The sequence below is a fragment of the Pedobacter steynii genome (assembly GCF_900103665.1).
Classification (GTDB): Bacteria; Bacteroidota; Bacteroidia; order Sphingobacteriales; family Sphingobacteriaceae; genus Pedobacter; species Pedobacter steynii.
Genome location: NZ_FNGY01000001.1, coordinates 994511 through 1011650, shown reverse-complemented (window position 1 = coordinate 1011650; position 17140 = coordinate 994511). Strand labels below are relative to the sequence as shown.

The following is a 17140-nucleotide window of genomic DNA, read 5'->3' as shown; positions in this document are numbered from 1 at the left end:
ATGAAGTTATTTGATTGGAACTAAATTAGACACAACTAGCCAGTTATAAATCCGGGAAACCGTAAATGGATTTTTATTTAGAAAATGAAAGAAAGTGACTTACATGGAATCACACATCGATGAATACCATCGAAAAACCTAGCCAAAGCTCATCGCTTAAGAACAATATCCTTACATCCATCCTTGAACATATCAAATTTCTTTTTAAAAAGAAATGCGAGATTATCATTTGCAGTAGCAAAGAAAAGTTGCTTTCCACCGGAGCTACTCGAAATTATTTCCCGGAGATAATCGAGGAAAGACAAAATATTAAGATCATCAGTAAAAGCAAGGGGATCGTCAAATATAATTAACTGTGGTCCCTTTTTAACTTTGCTATTAAGCGTTAGAAATACCGCCAATGCCAGTGCTGATCGTTGCCCGGTACTGATCGTAAAAAGATCGCTGATCTCACCATTCGTTTTTAGCAGTCGAATTTTGCCCTCGCTAATTAAAATGTCTGTAAATTCCTTAGGCGCATGAATGGTAAGAAATATAGCTTTTATTTGCTCTTTATTAGCGAGCAGAAAATTATTAAAATAGTCTTCCTCACTGTATTGCTTATAAAGCGAGTCAATAACTCCTAATGCATTCTCCAGGCGGTCAATCTCCGACATAAGCAATTTTAACAGGCCATTTCGATCCTCGATGGTTTCCATCGCCTGTTGAGACAAGCTGGTACTTCTTTCATTTAATGTCAAGTCATAAAACAACTGATCTACAAGCTCATATAGATGCTCCGTTTCCCCTGAGACATCTAGCGCGTGCCTGTAAGGATCATACACTATATATTTGTAGTGAATGATATTTTCAGCATAATGATTTAGGCTTTCAGTACGCTCAAAAAGCAGTTTTTCTATATAGTCATACTTCCCTGATTCAATTGGTACAAACTCATCTAACACCCCATAACGTTGAGCAGACAAACTATAAATTTCTAACGTGTGCTTCCCGATTTCTTCATTGAAATCTCTCACATCCTTTTCCAATTGTAAAATAGTATTTTCGATTTCTTCAGCAGATTCTGTGATTTCCGCTGAAAAATAGGCCTTCAGCTGCCTTAACACCATTCCAAGCTGAAATAGATCAGACTTTCGTCTCTCCCCCCACTGAATAAACTTATTAATTTTTTTTATGGAAGATTCACTTTCGCTAAGTTCCTCTCCAATCCGATCATAGATCACCTGAATAATGTGCGCAATTGTGTCGGTTTGCAGATCTAAACTATATTCTCGCCAACCGGCAGTACTTTTCAAAGACAGAATCCTGTCAAAATCATAAGATAAATCCTGAAGTTCCCGGTCTATTTTTTGTTCTTCTTTTAATATATTAACAAAATTTTCGCGCTCGTTTAGGAGCTTAAAATCTAATTCGATACTACCTTTTAGTTTTTCAAATGATTCAAAATTGGTCTTACAGAGCGGACATATACAAGCATCAGGCTCTATTTTAAGATACTCAATTCCACAATCAGAAATAGTGGAAGTTATTTTTTGCACCTCTGCCAGATGTTCGCGTGCTCGAGCTGTAGATATCCTGGCCACAGTTTGCGAACTTTTCAGATCTCGTTGCTGAAATTGTGATCGATCTATATATTCTGGTATGGTTAGCTGAAGTTTCGCATACCTGGATTCGTAATGTTTTCTCATATTAAAGTAAGCCGCAAAAGAGTTCTTTTTTTTGTCGGTTAGCTCTAAATAAGTTTTGTACTCTGGGTCTGTCTCGGTCACTCCATCCTTTATGTAACCCCGTAAGCTCTTGAGTAGGTTAATTTTTTGTAATGCCAGCTGCTTAGCTGCTTCAGCATTAATCTTCTTCGTCTGCATGTCCTCAACCTCACTGTTGATTTTTTTATAAGCAACGTAAGTAGCATTTAATGCTTTATATTCTTCTGTAACTGTTCTTAAGGTTACTTCCGACAGCCAATCTACATCTCTTAATAAATTTTTAAGATGTGTATTGAATTCTTTTAAATGTTGTCTGATCTCCTCCAAATTAGGTGATTCTGCGTTGTAAGAAGGAATAGTAACACTACTCTTAGAAAGCAGATCAGTCAATTCAGCAAACAATACAGAAAAACCATCCCTTGAGCGGGCGAGCTGGTTTAACGTATCCCCAGCTTCATCAATATCTTTTAGGTAATCAATGCGCAATTGCTTTTTTGATTCCCATACATCCTTTAATTCTTCCCGGTAAGCTTCAATGTGATTTTTCACCTGATTGATTTCTTCACCCAGGGCAAGATCACGGAATGCATTTTCGACATCCAGTTCATCTTTGTTTAACGTCAACCGGAAGGAAGCATCTGTATTGTAAAAATTGAACCTGTTAAAATTTGAAACAAGTGCAGTATCAGAACGACCTCTAGCACTATTGTACCAAACACGGTCTCTTTGGTCAAAAATGGTCAAATCATTTTTAGAAACACGATAATCAGCCTCCCCCGCTAACTTCGCCCCGATCTGATAGTCTTTTTTTAAAACGGTCCCATCGCTTCTGAAATTATCGCCGGTATAAAAATATTCGATAGCTTCCAGGAGTGAAGTCTTTCCATGACCATTTGCTCCATTGATCAGATTAACCTTGCCAAAACTAAACGGCGCATCCGACTTCGGGTATTCCCGGTATCTTATTGTTTTCAACTCCTGGATCTCCCCCATATGTACATCATGGTCCTCAACCCAATCATTGTTGTTGCTTTTATCAGAGGTTTCGGGAAAATCACCGGAAATAATTATTTCAACTCCCGAACTGACAGGCAACGATCTCTCCACTAAAAAGTCCAGTCCATGTGTTCCAAGTTTTGCTTCCCAGATTTCAGCTAAACTCTTATCTATAATTTGTGAGCCCGAAGTATTGCCTACCTCATAAGACCGCTTAAGCCAGTCCGCCAAAGCTTCTTGATGCAGAACAAATTTGCGTGCAAAGTCAAGATCAGATTCAATGGCAAATCTATCCTCCGCCTCAATTTCATGTTCCACTAAAAATACGACGTAATAATTCCATTGTATCGCACCTGGTTTGGCAAAATAATCATCGGTAATCGTACTTTTTAAATAAGCTCCCAGGTTTTCCGGTGTGATTGAACCCGACAAATCAAAATAAAATGTTTGATAAGGAATGTCCATATAAAACCGGGAAGCTTTGACAACTTTATCAGTTATCGGCTCAATGGACTGATAGTATTTTTCAAGCTGTCTTATGAGTTCTTCGATAGTCATCATTCTTTTGTTCTGTTAATTGCCGTTGGATTGTCGTTATTATTGGTTGAGAAACTAGGCGCTGTGGGTGAAAAATTAGGAACTGGCGGCTTGGGATCGACCTCTCTATCGCCGAAGTAATGATAAACGATCAGCAATCTGTTAGGAAAGGTATTGTCATCCGGATGAGATTTAAGCATCAGTGCACGTAATTCTTCCACCTTTGAGGGGTCAGTGACCCCTGCATATACAATACATGCCGGAAGCCCGTTTACCCCAACTACATTATAATTGTAATTGGGAGAACTGTAATGAATTTTACAATCGCTGATCAGATCCTGAAAAAACCCATTTCTAGGCATCCAATCAACGTTTTTGATCAGGCTGGTCGAAAACGTCGCATATTTATTTAACCAGCCAATTTTCAAATCTTTCGTATCTGGATCCTGAAAAAAGTTGATTCTACGTGAATATTCGTCATCTGAAATCTTAAAGAATTCGTTCTTGTCAGGTGATACCCATTCCTTGCCCGAAATTTCTCCAACAGTGATACTCAACAGCCTTTCCCGGTTGATAAAACTCATATTTTCGTTAAAGAAATACTCGAAATCTCCCCCCATTTTACGACAATATTCCACCAGTGATTGGTTCAAAGTATTATCGACGACCACCCATTTACCTTCCCACACCAGGCGTTCAAGCATTTTTGGCCCGTAACGAGCTTGATTTTGAACATTTAACCGTCGTTTGGAAACCTTTGAATTTAAAAAGCAAAAGACCGCTTCGTTTTCGTCAAAAATCAGAATACTGGACTTCGCGTTTTTCCAATTGTTATAATAAAGCCCCAGTTTGTCATTCCTGTTGATCCTATGATCATCAATCAAAATCTTCCTGGTTTTAGTGTAAATAGCAGAATGGGCGTAAGTCAGCACTTCGCCATCAATGGCACTATCTTTTGCCCAGTTGTAACAAAGTATTTCCACGCTGGTATCCTGCGCGCAGTTGTTAAAAAAATTAGTTCGATACTGTTTTAGATTTGCTGTCCTTGGGGAGAGGTTAAGCTGAGGATGTAATAACAGATAGGGTTTATCAATAAACTGCCGTAAGTCAGTTTCCAGATCAATATTCAATCCTTCCGAGCATATAATCGTGGCCAAATAAATTGACTCCTCATCGTTACGAAAAATATACCGTTTGGTACCAAACGCCATAAATTCATTCTCAATTGGGGTCGCTCCCATTGGGTAAGTTTTAAATTGAAATAAAACAACCCGGATATATTTATCCTGCCCGGCTTTTTTAGTAACAAACACATAGGCGACAGGATCGACAAACTTATTTTCCTTCGATGCGAACACGTCCGACTCCATCAAAACGACCAAAGAGTCTGAATTCAAATCATTGCTGAAATTTTCAAGTTCATTTAAAGTCGAGGATTCACATCCGATAACCATCAGGCTGCCTGGATGATCAAAATCCGCTGATTTAACAAAGTCATGAACTGCGGACAGTGGACAAGAGTATTCCGGAGTGACTAACAAGTCGAACGTTTCCCTACCCGCATGCTGAAAAAATGCCAGATGCTTGTCAGCAGCAAGTTTAGAATTTGCATTCTTTACCGATGGTATTCCTTCTACATTGGCAACGACCTTTCCGCTATGCTGATATAAAAATGTTTTATAATGTTCGTAATCGGGCCTTAAGACCTTTAAATCTGGCATAGCCAGTTGGTGTTGTTCAAGTATTTTATCGATAAAGTCGTATTTAACACCCATTGAAAGAGACAGTTAATTTGGTGGCACCTAGCTCAAATATACAATGAAAGTTTTAAGGATATAAAAAATTTAACCCTAATTTAAAGACCGATACAATCCCATTAAATTATTAGACGTCCAACTGCAGCTATTGAATCATCACCCTAAGTTCACAAAGATCTGTTGCCTTTTTACATCTTATAAGTTAATGAATCCTGCACTATTATAAGGTGCGTAATTCCAGCACCTTCTGAATGTATCATACTGACAATTAAAAATTTACGCCAGTTTATTTGGAAACATCATTTCTAATTCCCTAACTTGCTGTAACTAAATTAGCTCGCTCTCAAATGAAAAAACTTCTACTCTTGCTGGGTTTGGTAGTTTGTATCCAAGTGCATAGTTATGCGCAAACGGAAAAAATTGAAGAAATCCCCATCAACCTCAGTTCAAACAGCATTCTGAACACCGGATATCCATTCGATATTAATTTCCTAATAAAAGTCGATATAACGGACAACACAGCATCCATTGCATTTTTCTACCCTGTCCAGCCAAATAAAAATAAAACTAACTATGGTTATAAATCATGGCTGAGATATACTTCTTAAAGATAAGTATGCTGTATTCTGACTGAACGCAGCACTGACAACAGAATTACTAATCGTTGACTTTATGAGTTAACACAAATCAAATCATATAGCGATGAAATTTATATTAAAAATCAACGGATCAGAGTCTCCCACAGCCGCCTATGTCGGCTGGACACCTGTAAAATGTACACTTACAATTAGCGACTATACTGGCCAGTCGCCTATGCCGGTATTGATCACGGCAGGCAACGATAACCTTGATGGACAAATTTCGCTTTATAATAGCAATAAGACATCTTCTGAACCAGTTGATAAAATTGAACATGATTTTCAAACAAAAAGCGAGATTAGTTTTTACGTAGCAGGTAAATATCCGCATGCCAGCGTAGGCAAAAAAGACACCTTTTTAAAGATTGAAAACAAAAGTAACCAAGTGCCAACCCTGACTACAAAAATAATGGTGCGCGTCCGGAAAAACGCGAATAATCTTAAGCCTAATGAAATAGAAGCTTTCCTTTCCAGTTTTGTAGCGTTAGGCAAGCGACCGCCAAAGAAAACTTATCCGGGAGCCAACTTTACCCAAAAACCAAATAGCTTAATCGATGAGATCGTGTTGATGCACACCTACGATGCCATGCAGGAAATTCATCAAAGAACTTCATTTCACCCCTGGCATCGTGCATTTTTAAGTCATCTTGAACGGGAGCTACAAGAAGTTGATGCAACCGTTACCGTACCATACTGGAGATTCGATAAAAAGGCCGAAAATGTATTCAATGAATATTTTATTGGGAAAACTGAACAAAGCGTAGAAACAACGGGGCCATCAGTACCTGCTTTCAACAAAGCCAATCCCCTATATTCCTATAAAACCGTTTGGGGAGACCTGGTACGAGGCTACTGGGGGCAAAATCCAGCAAATGGAAAGACTACTAATGAAATTTATGATCAGAAGGATATTCTGAAGAGCTTTACTGTGTCAAATCCATATTCGGAAGGCATTAATATTTCTTCTGAGAAATTCAAAGGATGGGCCTATCACGAGGAAACTAGATCTCACAATGAAGCTCATAGCGCATTTTCCGGACATGTTGCCGATCCTGGAAAGGATCCGGTAGACCCATTATTTTTTATGATGCATGGGAATGTAGATCGTTTATGGGCACTTTGGCAAAGAAAATATAACCGATTTTCCCCAACAGATCCTGATACCTATCCTTATCAGGGAAAACATCCCGGCCATACAGGTCCATCAAGAGCTCCCAGAAATAGGGACAAAGGAAATTTCCTAAAAGATACACTCTGGCCCTGGGATATGGACAATGCGCCCATCCGGCCAGCCAGAAGATGGAATTTTCAAAACGTCCCCCCAGGTATCGTACCTCAGATCAATATAAAATTCCCAAGCTCAATAGCCACAAATGCCCCTGGCATCTCTCCGACATTAGAGAGTATGATCGATTATCAGGGCCGGCTAAATGCAGGAATTACATTGGGCTTTGACTATGATGAAATTCCTTATTTTGATCATAACCCTATTACTCCTGAAGTTCAAATTGCCGCTGCTTTTGAAGAACACAATAAAGTGTTTTTAAATTCCGGTCTTCCGCTGGAAGAACGGCTCTCCGCAGCCTCAAACGCACGTATAGAAGAATTGGATGAGTTCAATGCGCTACTCAACATCATTAAAGATCAGAGTGAAGCTGAACAAATCAGGATCCAATCCATACGACTTGCGGATAAAACAAATGAACAATTTCTTGACACCGGTTTAACGGTACTAAAAGATGGTTCGGAACCTGAAACATTGAGGTCTGAGCTGATACACGCGGTTTCAAATGCCAAACGGTCAAACTTGCATTTCCCATCCAGGCAACCAGAATTTTTCAACACATTAAGAGGGCTTATGAAAAGCGATAGCCCATTGCTTCGGTCCCAATCTATAGAGATCTTATCTGCGAATCAAGATGAAGCAGTCCAGGAATTTTTGGTGGAAGATTTAAGTAAGGAAGAAAACGCTTTAATGCCCAAAAAAGATGCAATTGCCTTCCTCGCACAAAACCCTAAACCACAACACACGGATCTTTTCTTAAAAGCTTTCGAGCAAGACAACAATGAAGAAGTGAAAATCGCCGCGTTAAAAGCAATGGGCAAAGACCAGGCATCTGTTGATTTGCTTAAAAATGTGGTATTGAAGGGGAAAAGTTTTAAAATCAGGGAAGCCGGAGCCCTGGCATTGCATCAACTCGATACTGAAACCATGAACAACCTGGCAGTTCAGATCATCACGCAACCAGCTAAAGGTATTCACAAAACATTTTTCAGCAATCTTGCTCCAGGTGAAGCTGACTTTAAAGCGGGTTTATTGAATATGTTAACATTTACCGGCGACATTAACCAGTTGAAGCAAAATGATAGCCTGAAGACTTCTTTGAGTAATGTAAAAAACGCCGATAATGACAACAAATCTGGTTTCAGTAAGACCTTTAAAACTGCTGTTGATTCAGCTAGTGTTACTGCTGATATAACTGATGAACCGGATATGATGGACCTGATGGCAACCAAATTACTTCGTAAATTTGACGCTGACGATGAAGTCGAATAGCATACCTGGCAAGAAAAAGGTTGAGCTGGGAAGCGATCGGTCTGATCAGGAGATAGGAAACAGGATTGATTTGATCAGGTCAGGAAAGCTTTCTAAGCGCCTTTTGGTTGAATTGATGTCCGAGCGCCATCCTGTTTATGAGGAAAGGCCGAATTTTCAATCCACGCGGATCAAAGGCTATGCCATGGCCTCTTTCTTTGATGTCGGGCTCCCCGATTCGGCATTAAAATTCGTTCTGGATGAGTTGCAGAATGGCAAAAGTGCTTACATGGTGGCTGCGGCAGCCCGCGGACTAAGGGGCGCGAAGCGTCCGGGATCTCAATACGTCAACTTTTTGCTGCAGGGTATGGAAAACATCCGTTATCATGACGACAGCATGAGCCTGGAAGTGTTCAAACCGGACTGGCCTCTTGAGCACCCAACAACGGCTAAAAGAGAGATATTCCTTACTTTTCAATGGTTACAGGGTTATGCAAAAGGAGCTTTACCAGAGTTGGTATCTTTTTTAAAGGATTCTTATGATTTTGACCCGGGAACCAAAGAAGAAATCCAAAAGACAATTCACATCATTGAAACAGATAACCGAAAACACAATCTAAGCTGCTGCGAGATCGAAAGTGAAGAAGAGAATGGTTTTTCGGGGATATGGAAGAAGTTAAGAAACATTAAAAGCATTGGAAAGCTTGAGGTCGAAAACCAGGAAGGTATCTGCCAGCCATTAGATGCATTTACCAATCAGAATCCAACCGTTGTAGCTTTCTTTTATACACGCTGCATGAACGCTAATAAATGTACCTTAACCATCAATAAGCTGGGATGGCTGCAACAGGATTTGATCAGGTACGGATTACAGGAAAAAGTCAATCTATTGGCTTTCACCTACGATCCCGGTTACGATACTGCAGGTAAGATGCATGTATTTGGTGAAAACAGAGGAGTGATTTTCGGACCAAATGTACATATGCTAAGAACAAAGCCGGAAGATTTTTCGCTTGTATCCGATTTTTTCAATCTGGGTGTTAACCATGTTAATTCCACTGTAAACCAGCATCGCCTTGAGCTATTTCTATTAGATCAAAAGGGAAACGTCAAAACCTCGTACACCCGCCTCCAATGGGAAGTAGAAAAGGTATCCGGAGATATTAAAAGTTTGTTGGAACGTTCTTCCCGTTTTGGTTGGCTTTCTTCTTCGATAAGCTTCTTCCAGCAAGTATGTTTTCCTGTGTTACTGGCTTTCTTCCCGAAGTGCCCCGTCTGCTGGGCGGTGTATATGAGTGCTTTCGGAGTGTCGGGGCTTCAAAGTGTCCCATATAGTCCCTGGTTAATTCCCTGGATTGTTCTGGCGATAGCAGTCAATTTGGTCATTCTTTACCGTAAAGCAAATGTGCGGAACGGCCTTACCCCATTTTGGCTAAGCCTCGCAGGCGGGCTATTAGTCATTGTCCCGGGATATATGTTTTCCTATCGATTCGGCTCCATGCTTGGTATTGCATTATTACTGATGGGTGCCTTATTTAACAGTCTCCCTTATCGGCAATGGTCAAAATGGACTGATTTCTTTTCTTCGGCCTTAAAGGAATTAAAAATTGCTTCCCATACAAAGACAAAAATATGGTTTAAGAAACCCCTTGCGCAAAAATAGTTACTCAGAAAGTCAACCTTGACATAAAAACATTGAATAGCGAAAAACACCTATATTAGCACAAACAAGCAATTCATTTCGATGAACGAATATGACAAACTCAAAGCCCACGTACAGAAACGACTATCCATCACTGAAGATGAGCTGATTGAATTCTGCAACGCCTTCAAAATAGTTAAAGTAAAAAAAAGACAATTCATTGTTCAACCTGAGTTTGTCGCAAAAAACCGGTTTTATGTCGTACAGGGGACTTTTCGTGCCTACGTCATTGGCGATGAAGGTCAGGAACACACCATACAATTTGCGATCAGTGACTGGTGGATCTCAGACTACAACAGCTATATCTTTCAGCAGCCCGCTTCTATGTTCATCGTTGCATTGGAAGACAGCGTTATCCTGCAAATTTCACATGAAGCGGAATCCGCGCTAAAACAACAGCGGCATGTTTTTGAAACCTTTTTCCGCATTCTTGCCGAAGGCACCGCAGCCTATATGGCCAGACGGGTGATTACCAATCTCACTAAAACAGCCGAACAGCGTTATGAAATATTTCTGGAAAGATATCCCGACATCGTAACAAAAGTGCCCCAGTACGCGTTAGCTTCTTTTCTGGGCATGACTACAGAATACCTCTCCAAGCTGCGCAACCGGCGCGTATCCTCAAAAACTTAATCTGGTTCAACCTTTTTTCTTAATCCAGTTCGCCAAGATTTCCTAAACCAGTTCGTTGAAAAACGGTCTTGCGGTTCGCCACATTTGTATTGTCGGAAGCGACAATATAATTCACAAAACACTCCACAAAATGGCATCACTAACAAGAACCCAGGTTTTGATCATGTCGGCAACAGCCGGTATCGCGGTCGCAAATGTTTACTACAGTCAACCAATTTTACAAGCCATCGCCACCCAGTTCCATACCACAGCAGAGAAAGCAGGAACAATATCAGTGCTTTCCCAGATCGGCTACGGCATCGGGCTATTTTTCCTCACACCGGCGGGTGATATGATCGAACGCAAAAAACTCATCTTATACCTGCAGGGCGGACTAATCCTATCGCTTTTACTCGTCGCCTTCTCTCCCAATCTGTTTACCCTGTATGCCGGAAGCCTGCTGATCGGCGTTTTCTCCGTAGTCGCCCAGGTCATCCTGCCAATGGCCGCCAGTCTGGTCACAGAAAACAGAGGTAAAATAGTGGGCCAGATCTTCACGGGCATCCTCGTTGGCATCCTGGTTGCCCGTGTATTCAGCGGCTTCATCACCGGCGCTTTAGGCTGGCAATACGTATACCTGATCTCAGCCGCAATGGTTTTAGGTACAGGCATACTCATGCAGGCCGACTTCCCTTCCATCAGGGAACGCTTTACCGGCAGTTACCCCTCATTGCTAAAATCAACAATTGCCCAATTCAAAAGATTCCCATTGCTACGTCGTACCGCATTTACCGGCATGCTTGCCTTTGGAACCTTAAGTGCCTTTTGGGTAACACTGACCTTCTACCTCAGTAATGCACCCTTCCACTATTCCGCCAGCAAAATCGGCTTATTTGGACTGCTTGCTGCTGCAGGTGCGCTGATTGCACCTGTTTTTGGTAAACTCGCGGACAAAGGTTCTCCACGTCGCTCCCTCCTTTTCTCCACCGGCGTAACCCTGATCAGTATCATCGTGCTGAAATTCTTTCCAGCTTCCATCGCAGCCATTTGGGTAACCGTAGTGCTGCTCGACATTGGTGTACAAGCAACTCAGGTCACCAACATTGCGGTCATTTACACGTTGGACCCCACAGCCAATAGCCGGATCAACACGGTATACATGACCAGCTATTTCATCGGCGGCGCCCTGGGATCTTTTATCGCCATCCAGCTCTATAACGCTGGCGGCTGGAGCTGGTCAACCTCATTTATGGGAGTAATGGCCATTGTCGCCATCATCAACGTCTTTACAACCAAAACTAAATAACAGCTATCATGAAAATAATTATAATCGGAGGCTCTATTGGAGGGCTGACCGCAGGCATTGCATTAATGGACGCAGGTCACGATGTTCATATCTATGAACGCAGCGCAGGAGAAATGAAAGATAGAGGCGCAGGTCTTGTCATCCAGCACGACATGATGGAGTATTTCATTGAACAGGGCATCGCCACCCGATCCGTCTTCGGCGTTTCAGCGACAAAGAGACAAATTCTGGACGACAAGGGCCGTGCCGCGCTTTTGTACCCAAATGACACCGTGTTTACCTCCTGGAACTACATCTGGCGACAGCTGAAAGATTACTTCCCCGCATCCAGCTATTCCCCAGGCTTTGAACTCGAAAGCATCGGTGAAGAAGAAGATACGGTAACCGCAAAATTCAAAAATGGGGAGCACAGGACAGCCGACCTGATTATTGGCGCCGACGGGGTAAGTTCTACAGTACGGGACTACGTCGCATCCGGAATAAAACCGCAATACGCAGGCTATGTAGCCTACCGTGGCCTGATACCTGAAAGCGAACTCACAGCGGATGAAATCAGATTCTTCTCCGATAAATTCTCCATCCATCACTACCAAAATTCCCACTTCCTATCCTATCTGGTTCCGGGAAAAAATGGCGATTTGAGGAAAGGCCACAGGTTGTACAACTGGGTTTGGTATCAGAACAAAACCACAAAGCAACTGGAAGAACTGTTAACCGATAAAAACGGCACCCACCGTCAGTTTACTGTACCAGCCGGTTTTTTAAATCCGGATCAACAGCACCAACTCAATGAACACGCAGAAAGGGACCTGCCGGAAGTCTTAAAAAACCGGGTGCATCAGACAACAAATCCATTTGTGCAAGTCATTTTGGATATGGCAGTACCGAAGATGTTTAAAGGACGTATCGCCATTCTCGGCGATGCAGCCAACCTGGTCAGGCCCCATACCGCATCCGGCACTGCCAAAGCCTACCGCGACGCCATTGCCCTTGCGATGAACCTAAGCGAATATCCAGATCTGGCTGCTGCTTTGCAAAACTGGAACAAATATCAGATTCGACATGCCATCTCTCTGGACATGCACGGCAGGCAATTGGCCGCCCAGAGTGGACTCGGCTCTCATTACTAATAAAACCAACCGGCATATGCCCGGAACTTGGAAATTATTTACATTTAACAAATTAATTTAAGATCAGAATCTACCTTTTCTGTATAAATTTTAACAACTGACTTACTCTTTCTTTTCAATTAAAGTATCATTACTTCCATCAAATACATATTCATAAGTCTTGTAATTTCTATAAATCATGATTCTTTTTATTCAACCTTTTAAAGGCCGTATTAAAAAAAAGCCTCCAGTATCGGTTATACAAAACATCAAAAGCAGGCTTGCTCCCCTCACTCAGTTAGAGCAAGAGTTCATCTTCCCCTTTAACAACCAAATCTATAAATATCTATAATATTACCTATCATCAGAATTTTTGATTTCATTATCCTAACCATGCCTTTCCCAATTGTGCATTATAATTTTTAATTTTGGTTGTTTTTAAGAATTTTCTGACCTCCTTACCAGATTGATTACTGCAGATGAAATTCACAGAAGTTAAACCGCACTTAAACATTGCTCCTTTTGTCGATGCCTATTGGGAGCTTAAAAACTGTGATAATTTTACCGTTTTGGATAAAGTTATTCCAGACGGCTGCATCGACTTAATCATCAATTTAGGAGAAGAATACCCCATCGAATCAGAAAACTGCAGCCTCAAAAGCGAAAAAGCATATTTGGGAGGCGCCATAACTGAGGTAAAAGAAAATAAAATCAGGCCAAATGCGCACCTGCTGGGTGTAAGGTTCAAACCAGCCTGCTTTTCTTATTTTTATTCCTTCTCCTCCTTGCATGAAGCCACAAATCTTTGTGTAGAACTCGATAAGCATATGGTTCCTGATCTAAAATCCCTGTCAGGCAATTTCTCTAGTGCTTTTGACCGGTATTACGCCAACCGGTTCATACAGCCAAAACATGATATGTTGCCCGTAGTTAATGCCGTTCAGAAATTAAAAGGGCAGGTTTCCGTTAATGATTTAGCCGGAATAAACTGTACAACAATTCGGCAATTAGAAAGAAATTTCAAATATTATACAGGTTTAACACCTAAAGAATATATTGGTATTGCCAGGTTTAAGTTTGCCCGGGAACTGATCGCATCAAGCTATCCTCAAAGAACCCTTCTTGATATTGCTTTGGAATGCGGTTACTATGACCATGCCCACCTCGGCAATGAAATAAAAAAATACACAAACCTCTCTCCTTCTCAGCTTTAACACACCCATTTAGACGCAGTTTATTTTGTCGCATTTTTCCAAATCTCAAGCTTTTAGCGTGGTTATTTTTGGTTATGAATAAAATAGCAAGAATTAGCATCCTTTTAGCCTCTTCAACTTTATTGTTTTTTGGACTGTTGCATTTGCATGGCACCTTTTTTTCTACAGACCTTCATCCCCAAAGTCTGGATTTAACCGCAAGACTTAAATCGTCCCATATACAAATGGACGTGTCTGGAAACCTCTGGAAATTATGGATAGGATTTAATGCCATGTTTAGTGCCGGCCTTATTTTTATCGGTTCCATTAATTTATACCTATCGGCAAAGCATTTTCAAATCTTAAGTGACCGGCCTTTTATCGGCCTGCTCACCATTGCTACAAATGTCTTTTTTGTTTGGATAGGATATCAATACATGATAAATGCCTTTGTACTAAGTATGTCTGTCCCATTATTGCTATTTGTTATCGGCTTTGTATTGATTCCAGGCAAACCCAGGATTTCAAATGAAAAATGAGGTGATACCCATTATTGCAGTTCTATTATGGGAAACAGGCATTTATTTTCTATCCGCCGATATTTCCAATAATGAGGGTCTTAAATATCAGTTATGTGCCAGATATTCGGCCCGAACCTCATTTTTCATGCTACTGGCTATGTTGTTTTGGATCGGGATACAGAGGCTCTCAAAAATTTACGGGAAAGAAAGTACCAGGACTACTTTTGTTTCAGCCATGCTATGCTTTGCCATTAACCACCTGATCCATTTTGTTTATATTGTTTTACATTACCGGTATCAACAACTGAGCCTTCTTAAACCGGGAAATATTTTTGGAGCGATTGGTTATCTGGGAATAATAATCCTGCCCATTTATCTGTTGCAAAAAAAATCCTTAACAAAAGAGCGCTGTATCGCAATTCATATCATGATCTATACGACCACACTTATTTTTCTTACCACCTATTTAGGTCGGCTTTCAAAAGAACTACCCTTTCCCAGTCCGCCTTTATTCTATGATCTCTGTTTGTTCCTTATTCTCTTTGCTGTAGCGGTGAATATCCTTCCCTTCTTGACAAAATATGATGGCAGAAAATGACATTATTTTTTCCCAACTACATTAATAAAAGGCCTGATTACTCCTTTCCCATCCTGGCCAGTTAGTTCTTCGGTCATTTGCGCTACTTCAATATTTACGAAACCTGCCTTCCTGAAAAACGTTTTCACTTCATCAACGTCATAAAAATTAAAATCGGCCTGCGTCCAGGGCAGGTCTGCCCCATTTTTCTTGTCTATAAATGACAGGCTAAGTTTTTCTCCCATCCGTAGCACACGGTATATTTCCTTTAAATGGGATACGGGATCTTTCCAGAAATAAATGGTATTTACGGTAAAGCAACCATCAAAGAAATTATTTCCAAAATCCAATGTACCTTCTTCTTTTGCATGGCTAAACTGGGCGGTACCTCCATTTATTTTTAATGCTGGGGCTGATGAAGCAGCCGTTACCAACGTTTCAGAAATATGATTGCCGTAATAACCAATTCCTGTAGCTTTTTTAAAAAGAAACGGAAGATATTCCCTGCTTTTAAAGCCGATTTCCAAAACCAAAGCATGGTCGGCTAATTCCAGCTGATCCAGGGTTTTGGAAATCATAGTACGACTAAAAGGCGAAACGTCACCTGTATTTTTCTTGCCTGCTTCTTTAATAAAATCTATCTGCTCTTCCATATTTTACTTTCTAAATCTCTTTCCAAATAAATTCCATAAATGGTCTCGATTTCTTTGAGCCTATTCGGCGCGCAAATTGGGAAATAGCTGCTACAGGGATTTACACCAAACGGATTTTCTTTTACAAGAAAATGTAATTTTTGAAAATCGCAATCGAGAAAGGTCCGTTTTATGATTATCATTGTCATTATGTCAATTAATGTTGGTAAGGATTATGGTACATGGAAAAAGGTAGGTGGAAATTTTAAGCCTTTTTCTAATCAGGGACAATTCATTAAAGAAAGCCGCGACAGGTACAATTTTTCCTTTAGCGATGCAGAAATGTTGCAGATCACTACTCCTGATCTTTACATCGTATACGGCGACATTTCATTCAAACAGCGGCAAATCTATTTCAGGCCCAACAATGAACTGCCGGATATGGTTAAATTGCGTTTCACCTTATCGGGCAATGGCACCATATATAATGAGGTGAACAAGCAGCGCTATATCTTTAATTCCAATCAGCAAAACATCATTTATATGCCTGAACTGGATGGTACAGGTGAATATGATACCAACAGTAATTACCGTTTCTTCGAAGTCCATTTTGCTAAAGAGAAATTCTTGCAACTCGCCGAAAAATCTAACAGGCCGCTCCAGATTTTAGCGGAGCATCTGGATGCCGGACGTTATTCACAAATGGCTGAACAAAACCTGCCGATCTCCTGGGCCATGCAAAACTGTATGCATGATATCCTCAATTGTACTTATACAGAAGGATTAAAATTGCTGCTGATCGAGTCGAAATGTACAGAATTACTGGTGCTTCAGGCCGAGGCTTTTGAAAGTGCGGTTACTAAAAATGAAAACTTACCCCTGCAATCCGCTTACGATAAAGATTGTATTTATTATGCCCGGGATTACCTGATTCAGAACATCCAGGAGCCCCCTTCTATTGCGCAGCTTGCAAAGATATGCGGCATTAATGAATTTAAATTGAAGAAAGGGTTTAAGGGGTTGTTTAATAAAAGCATATTTGGTTATTTAAGTGATTACAAGCTAAACCATGCCAGGCAACTCCTGCTTGAGGGTGCGCCGATAAAGTCGGTGGCATTTCAATCGGGTTATTCTTCCGTTCCGCATTTTAGCAATGCATTTAAGAAGAAGTTTGCCGTTTCGCCAGGGAAACTGAGTATATAATACTAAATCTGACAGTTCAAATTTTCGGTCAGTATTTTCATCAGCCCATGGTGATTGACCTGCATAAATTTCTTGCCCGAATATATGTCAATATTGCCCATTAGCCGTTTATTGA

The 17140-nt window shown here is 40.8% G+C and carries 12 protein-coding genes; 9 read left to right on the top strand and 3 right to left on the bottom strand.

Annotated features, from left to right (window positions below):
- Window positions 1–149 precede the first annotated feature (149 nt).
- Window positions 150–3263 (bottom strand): AAA family ATPase, encoded by a 3114-nt coding sequence (locus BLQ87_RS04200; RefSeq protein WP_074604850.1) that lies wholly within the window; start codon window positions 3261–3263, stop codon window positions 150–152.
- A complete protein-coding gene (locus tag BLQ87_RS04195; RefSeq protein ID WP_074604849.1) occupies window positions 3260–5014 on the bottom strand; it encodes a hypothetical protein in 1755 nt (584 codons plus the stop codon). The genes BLQ87_RS04200 and BLQ87_RS04195 overlap by 4 nt, the downstream gene beginning before the upstream one ends.
- 329 nt (window positions 5015–5343) lie before the next feature.
- On the opposite strand from BLQ87_RS04195, the gene BLQ87_RS04190 reads away from it, so the two are divergent.
- The 8 genes from BLQ87_RS04190 (at window position 5344) to BLQ87_RS04155 (ending at window position 14631) form a co-directional block, all read left to right on the top strand.
- Window positions 5344–5604 carry a hypothetical protein gene (locus BLQ87_RS04190; protein ID WP_074604848.1) on the top strand — a complete coding sequence of 87 codons (261 nt, stop codon included), beginning with the start codon at window positions 5344–5346 and terminating at the stop codon, window positions 5602–5604.
- 94 nt (window positions 5605–5698) lie between these two features.
- Window positions 5699–8191 (top strand): tyrosinase family protein, encoded by a 2493-nt coding sequence (locus tag BLQ87_RS04185; RefSeq protein WP_074604847.1) that lies wholly within the window; start codon window positions 5699–5701, stop codon window positions 8189–8191.
- Complete coding sequence (locus tag BLQ87_RS04180; protein ID WP_074604846.1) at window positions 8178–9833, top strand: SCO family protein; 1656 nt, start codon at window positions 8178–8180, stop codon at window positions 9831–9833. Before BLQ87_RS04185 ends, BLQ87_RS04180 begins: the two co-directional genes overlap by 14 nt.
- A gap of 81 nt (window positions 9834–9914) precedes the next feature.
- The gene (locus tag BLQ87_RS04175) at window positions 9915–10505 is read left to right on the top strand and encodes a Crp/Fnr family transcriptional regulator (RefSeq protein ID WP_074604845.1); all 591 of its coding nucleotides are present in this window, start codon (window positions 9915–9917) and stop codon (window positions 10503–10505) included.
- A gap of 130 nt (window positions 10506–10635) precedes the next feature.
- The gene (locus BLQ87_RS04170) at window positions 10636–11790 is read left to right on the top strand and encodes an MFS transporter (RefSeq protein ID WP_074604844.1); all 1155 of its coding nucleotides are present in this window, start codon (window positions 10636–10638) and stop codon (window positions 11788–11790) included.
- A gap of 8 nt (window positions 11791–11798) precedes the next feature.
- Window positions 11799–12920: an FAD binding domain-containing protein gene (locus BLQ87_RS04165; protein WP_074604843.1), complete on the top strand. Its 1122-nt coding sequence runs from the start codon at window positions 11799–11801 to the stop codon at window positions 12918–12920.
- Between the two features lie 458 nt (window positions 12921–13378).
- The gene (locus tag BLQ87_RS04160) at window positions 13379–14113 is read left to right on the top strand and encodes a helix-turn-helix domain-containing protein (RefSeq protein WP_074604842.1); all 735 of its coding nucleotides are present in this window, start codon (window positions 13379–13381) and stop codon (window positions 14111–14113) included.
- 74 nt (window positions 14114–14187) lie between these two features.
- The gene (locus BLQ87_RS04155) at window positions 14188–14631 is read left to right on the top strand and encodes an LIC_13387 family protein (protein WP_074604841.1); all 444 of its coding nucleotides are present in this window, start codon (window positions 14188–14190) and stop codon (window positions 14629–14631) included.
- Between the two features lie 582 nt (window positions 14632–15213).
- Here BLQ87_RS04155 and BLQ87_RS04145 read toward each other — a convergent pair.
- On the bottom strand, window positions 15214–15843 hold the full coding sequence (locus BLQ87_RS04145) for a class I SAM-dependent methyltransferase (protein ID WP_074604839.1): 630 nt from the start codon (window positions 15841–15843) through the stop codon (window positions 15214–15216).
- Between the two features lie 189 nt (window positions 15844–16032).
- Here BLQ87_RS04145 and BLQ87_RS04140 point away from each other — a divergent pair, with 189 nt between their 5' ends.
- Window positions 16033–17025, top strand: a complete 993-nt coding sequence (locus tag BLQ87_RS04140) for a helix-turn-helix domain-containing protein (protein WP_172664808.1) — start codon at window positions 16033–16035, stop codon at window positions 17023–17025.
- The last annotated feature ends 115 nt before the right edge of the window (window positions 17026–17140 follow it).

What these genes read in the sequence shown, in the direction of transcription:
- BLQ87_RS04155 (WP_074604841.1), top strand. Translation starts at nt 14,188, where the DNA reads ATGAATAAAATAGCAAGAATTAGCATCCTTTTAGCCTCTTCAACTTTA.
- BLQ87_RS04170 (WP_074604844.1), top strand. Translation starts at nt 10,636, where the DNA reads ATGGCATCACTAACAAGAACCCAGGTTTTGATCATGTCGGCAACAGCC.
- BLQ87_RS04145 (WP_074604839.1), bottom strand. Translation starts at nt 15,843, where the DNA reads ATGGAAGAGCAGATAGATTTTATTAAAGAAGCAGGCAAGAAAAATACA.
- BLQ87_RS04175 (WP_074604845.1), top strand. Translation starts at nt 9,915, where the DNA reads ATGAACGAATATGACAAACTCAAAGCCCACGTACAGAAACGACTATCC.
- BLQ87_RS04160 (WP_074604842.1), top strand. Translation starts at nt 13,379, where the DNA reads ATGAAATTCACAGAAGTTAAACCGCACTTAAACATTGCTCCTTTTGTC.
- BLQ87_RS04140 (WP_172664808.1), top strand. Translation starts at nt 16,033, where the DNA reads ATGTCAATTAATGTTGGTAAGGATTATGGTACATGGAAAAAGGTAGGT.
- BLQ87_RS04190 (WP_074604848.1), top strand. Translation starts at nt 5,344, where the DNA reads ATGAAAAAACTTCTACTCTTGCTGGGTTTGGTAGTTTGTATCCAAGTG.
- BLQ87_RS04195 (WP_074604849.1), bottom strand. Translation starts at nt 5,014, where the DNA reads ATGGGTGTTAAATACGACTTTATCGATAAAATACTTGAACAACACCAA.
- BLQ87_RS04200 (WP_074604850.1), bottom strand. Translation starts at nt 3,263, where the DNA reads ATGATGACTATCGAAGAACTCATAAGACAGCTTGAAAAATACTATCAG.
- BLQ87_RS04180 (WP_074604846.1), top strand. Translation starts at nt 8,178, where the DNA reads ATGAAGTCGAATAGCATACCTGGCAAGAAAAAGGTTGAGCTGGGAAGC.
- BLQ87_RS04165 (WP_074604843.1), top strand. Translation starts at nt 11,799, where the DNA reads ATGAAAATAATTATAATCGGAGGCTCTATTGGAGGGCTGACCGCAGGC.
- BLQ87_RS04185 (WP_074604847.1), top strand. Translation starts at nt 5,699, where the DNA reads ATGAAATTTATATTAAAAATCAACGGATCAGAGTCTCCCACAGCCGCC.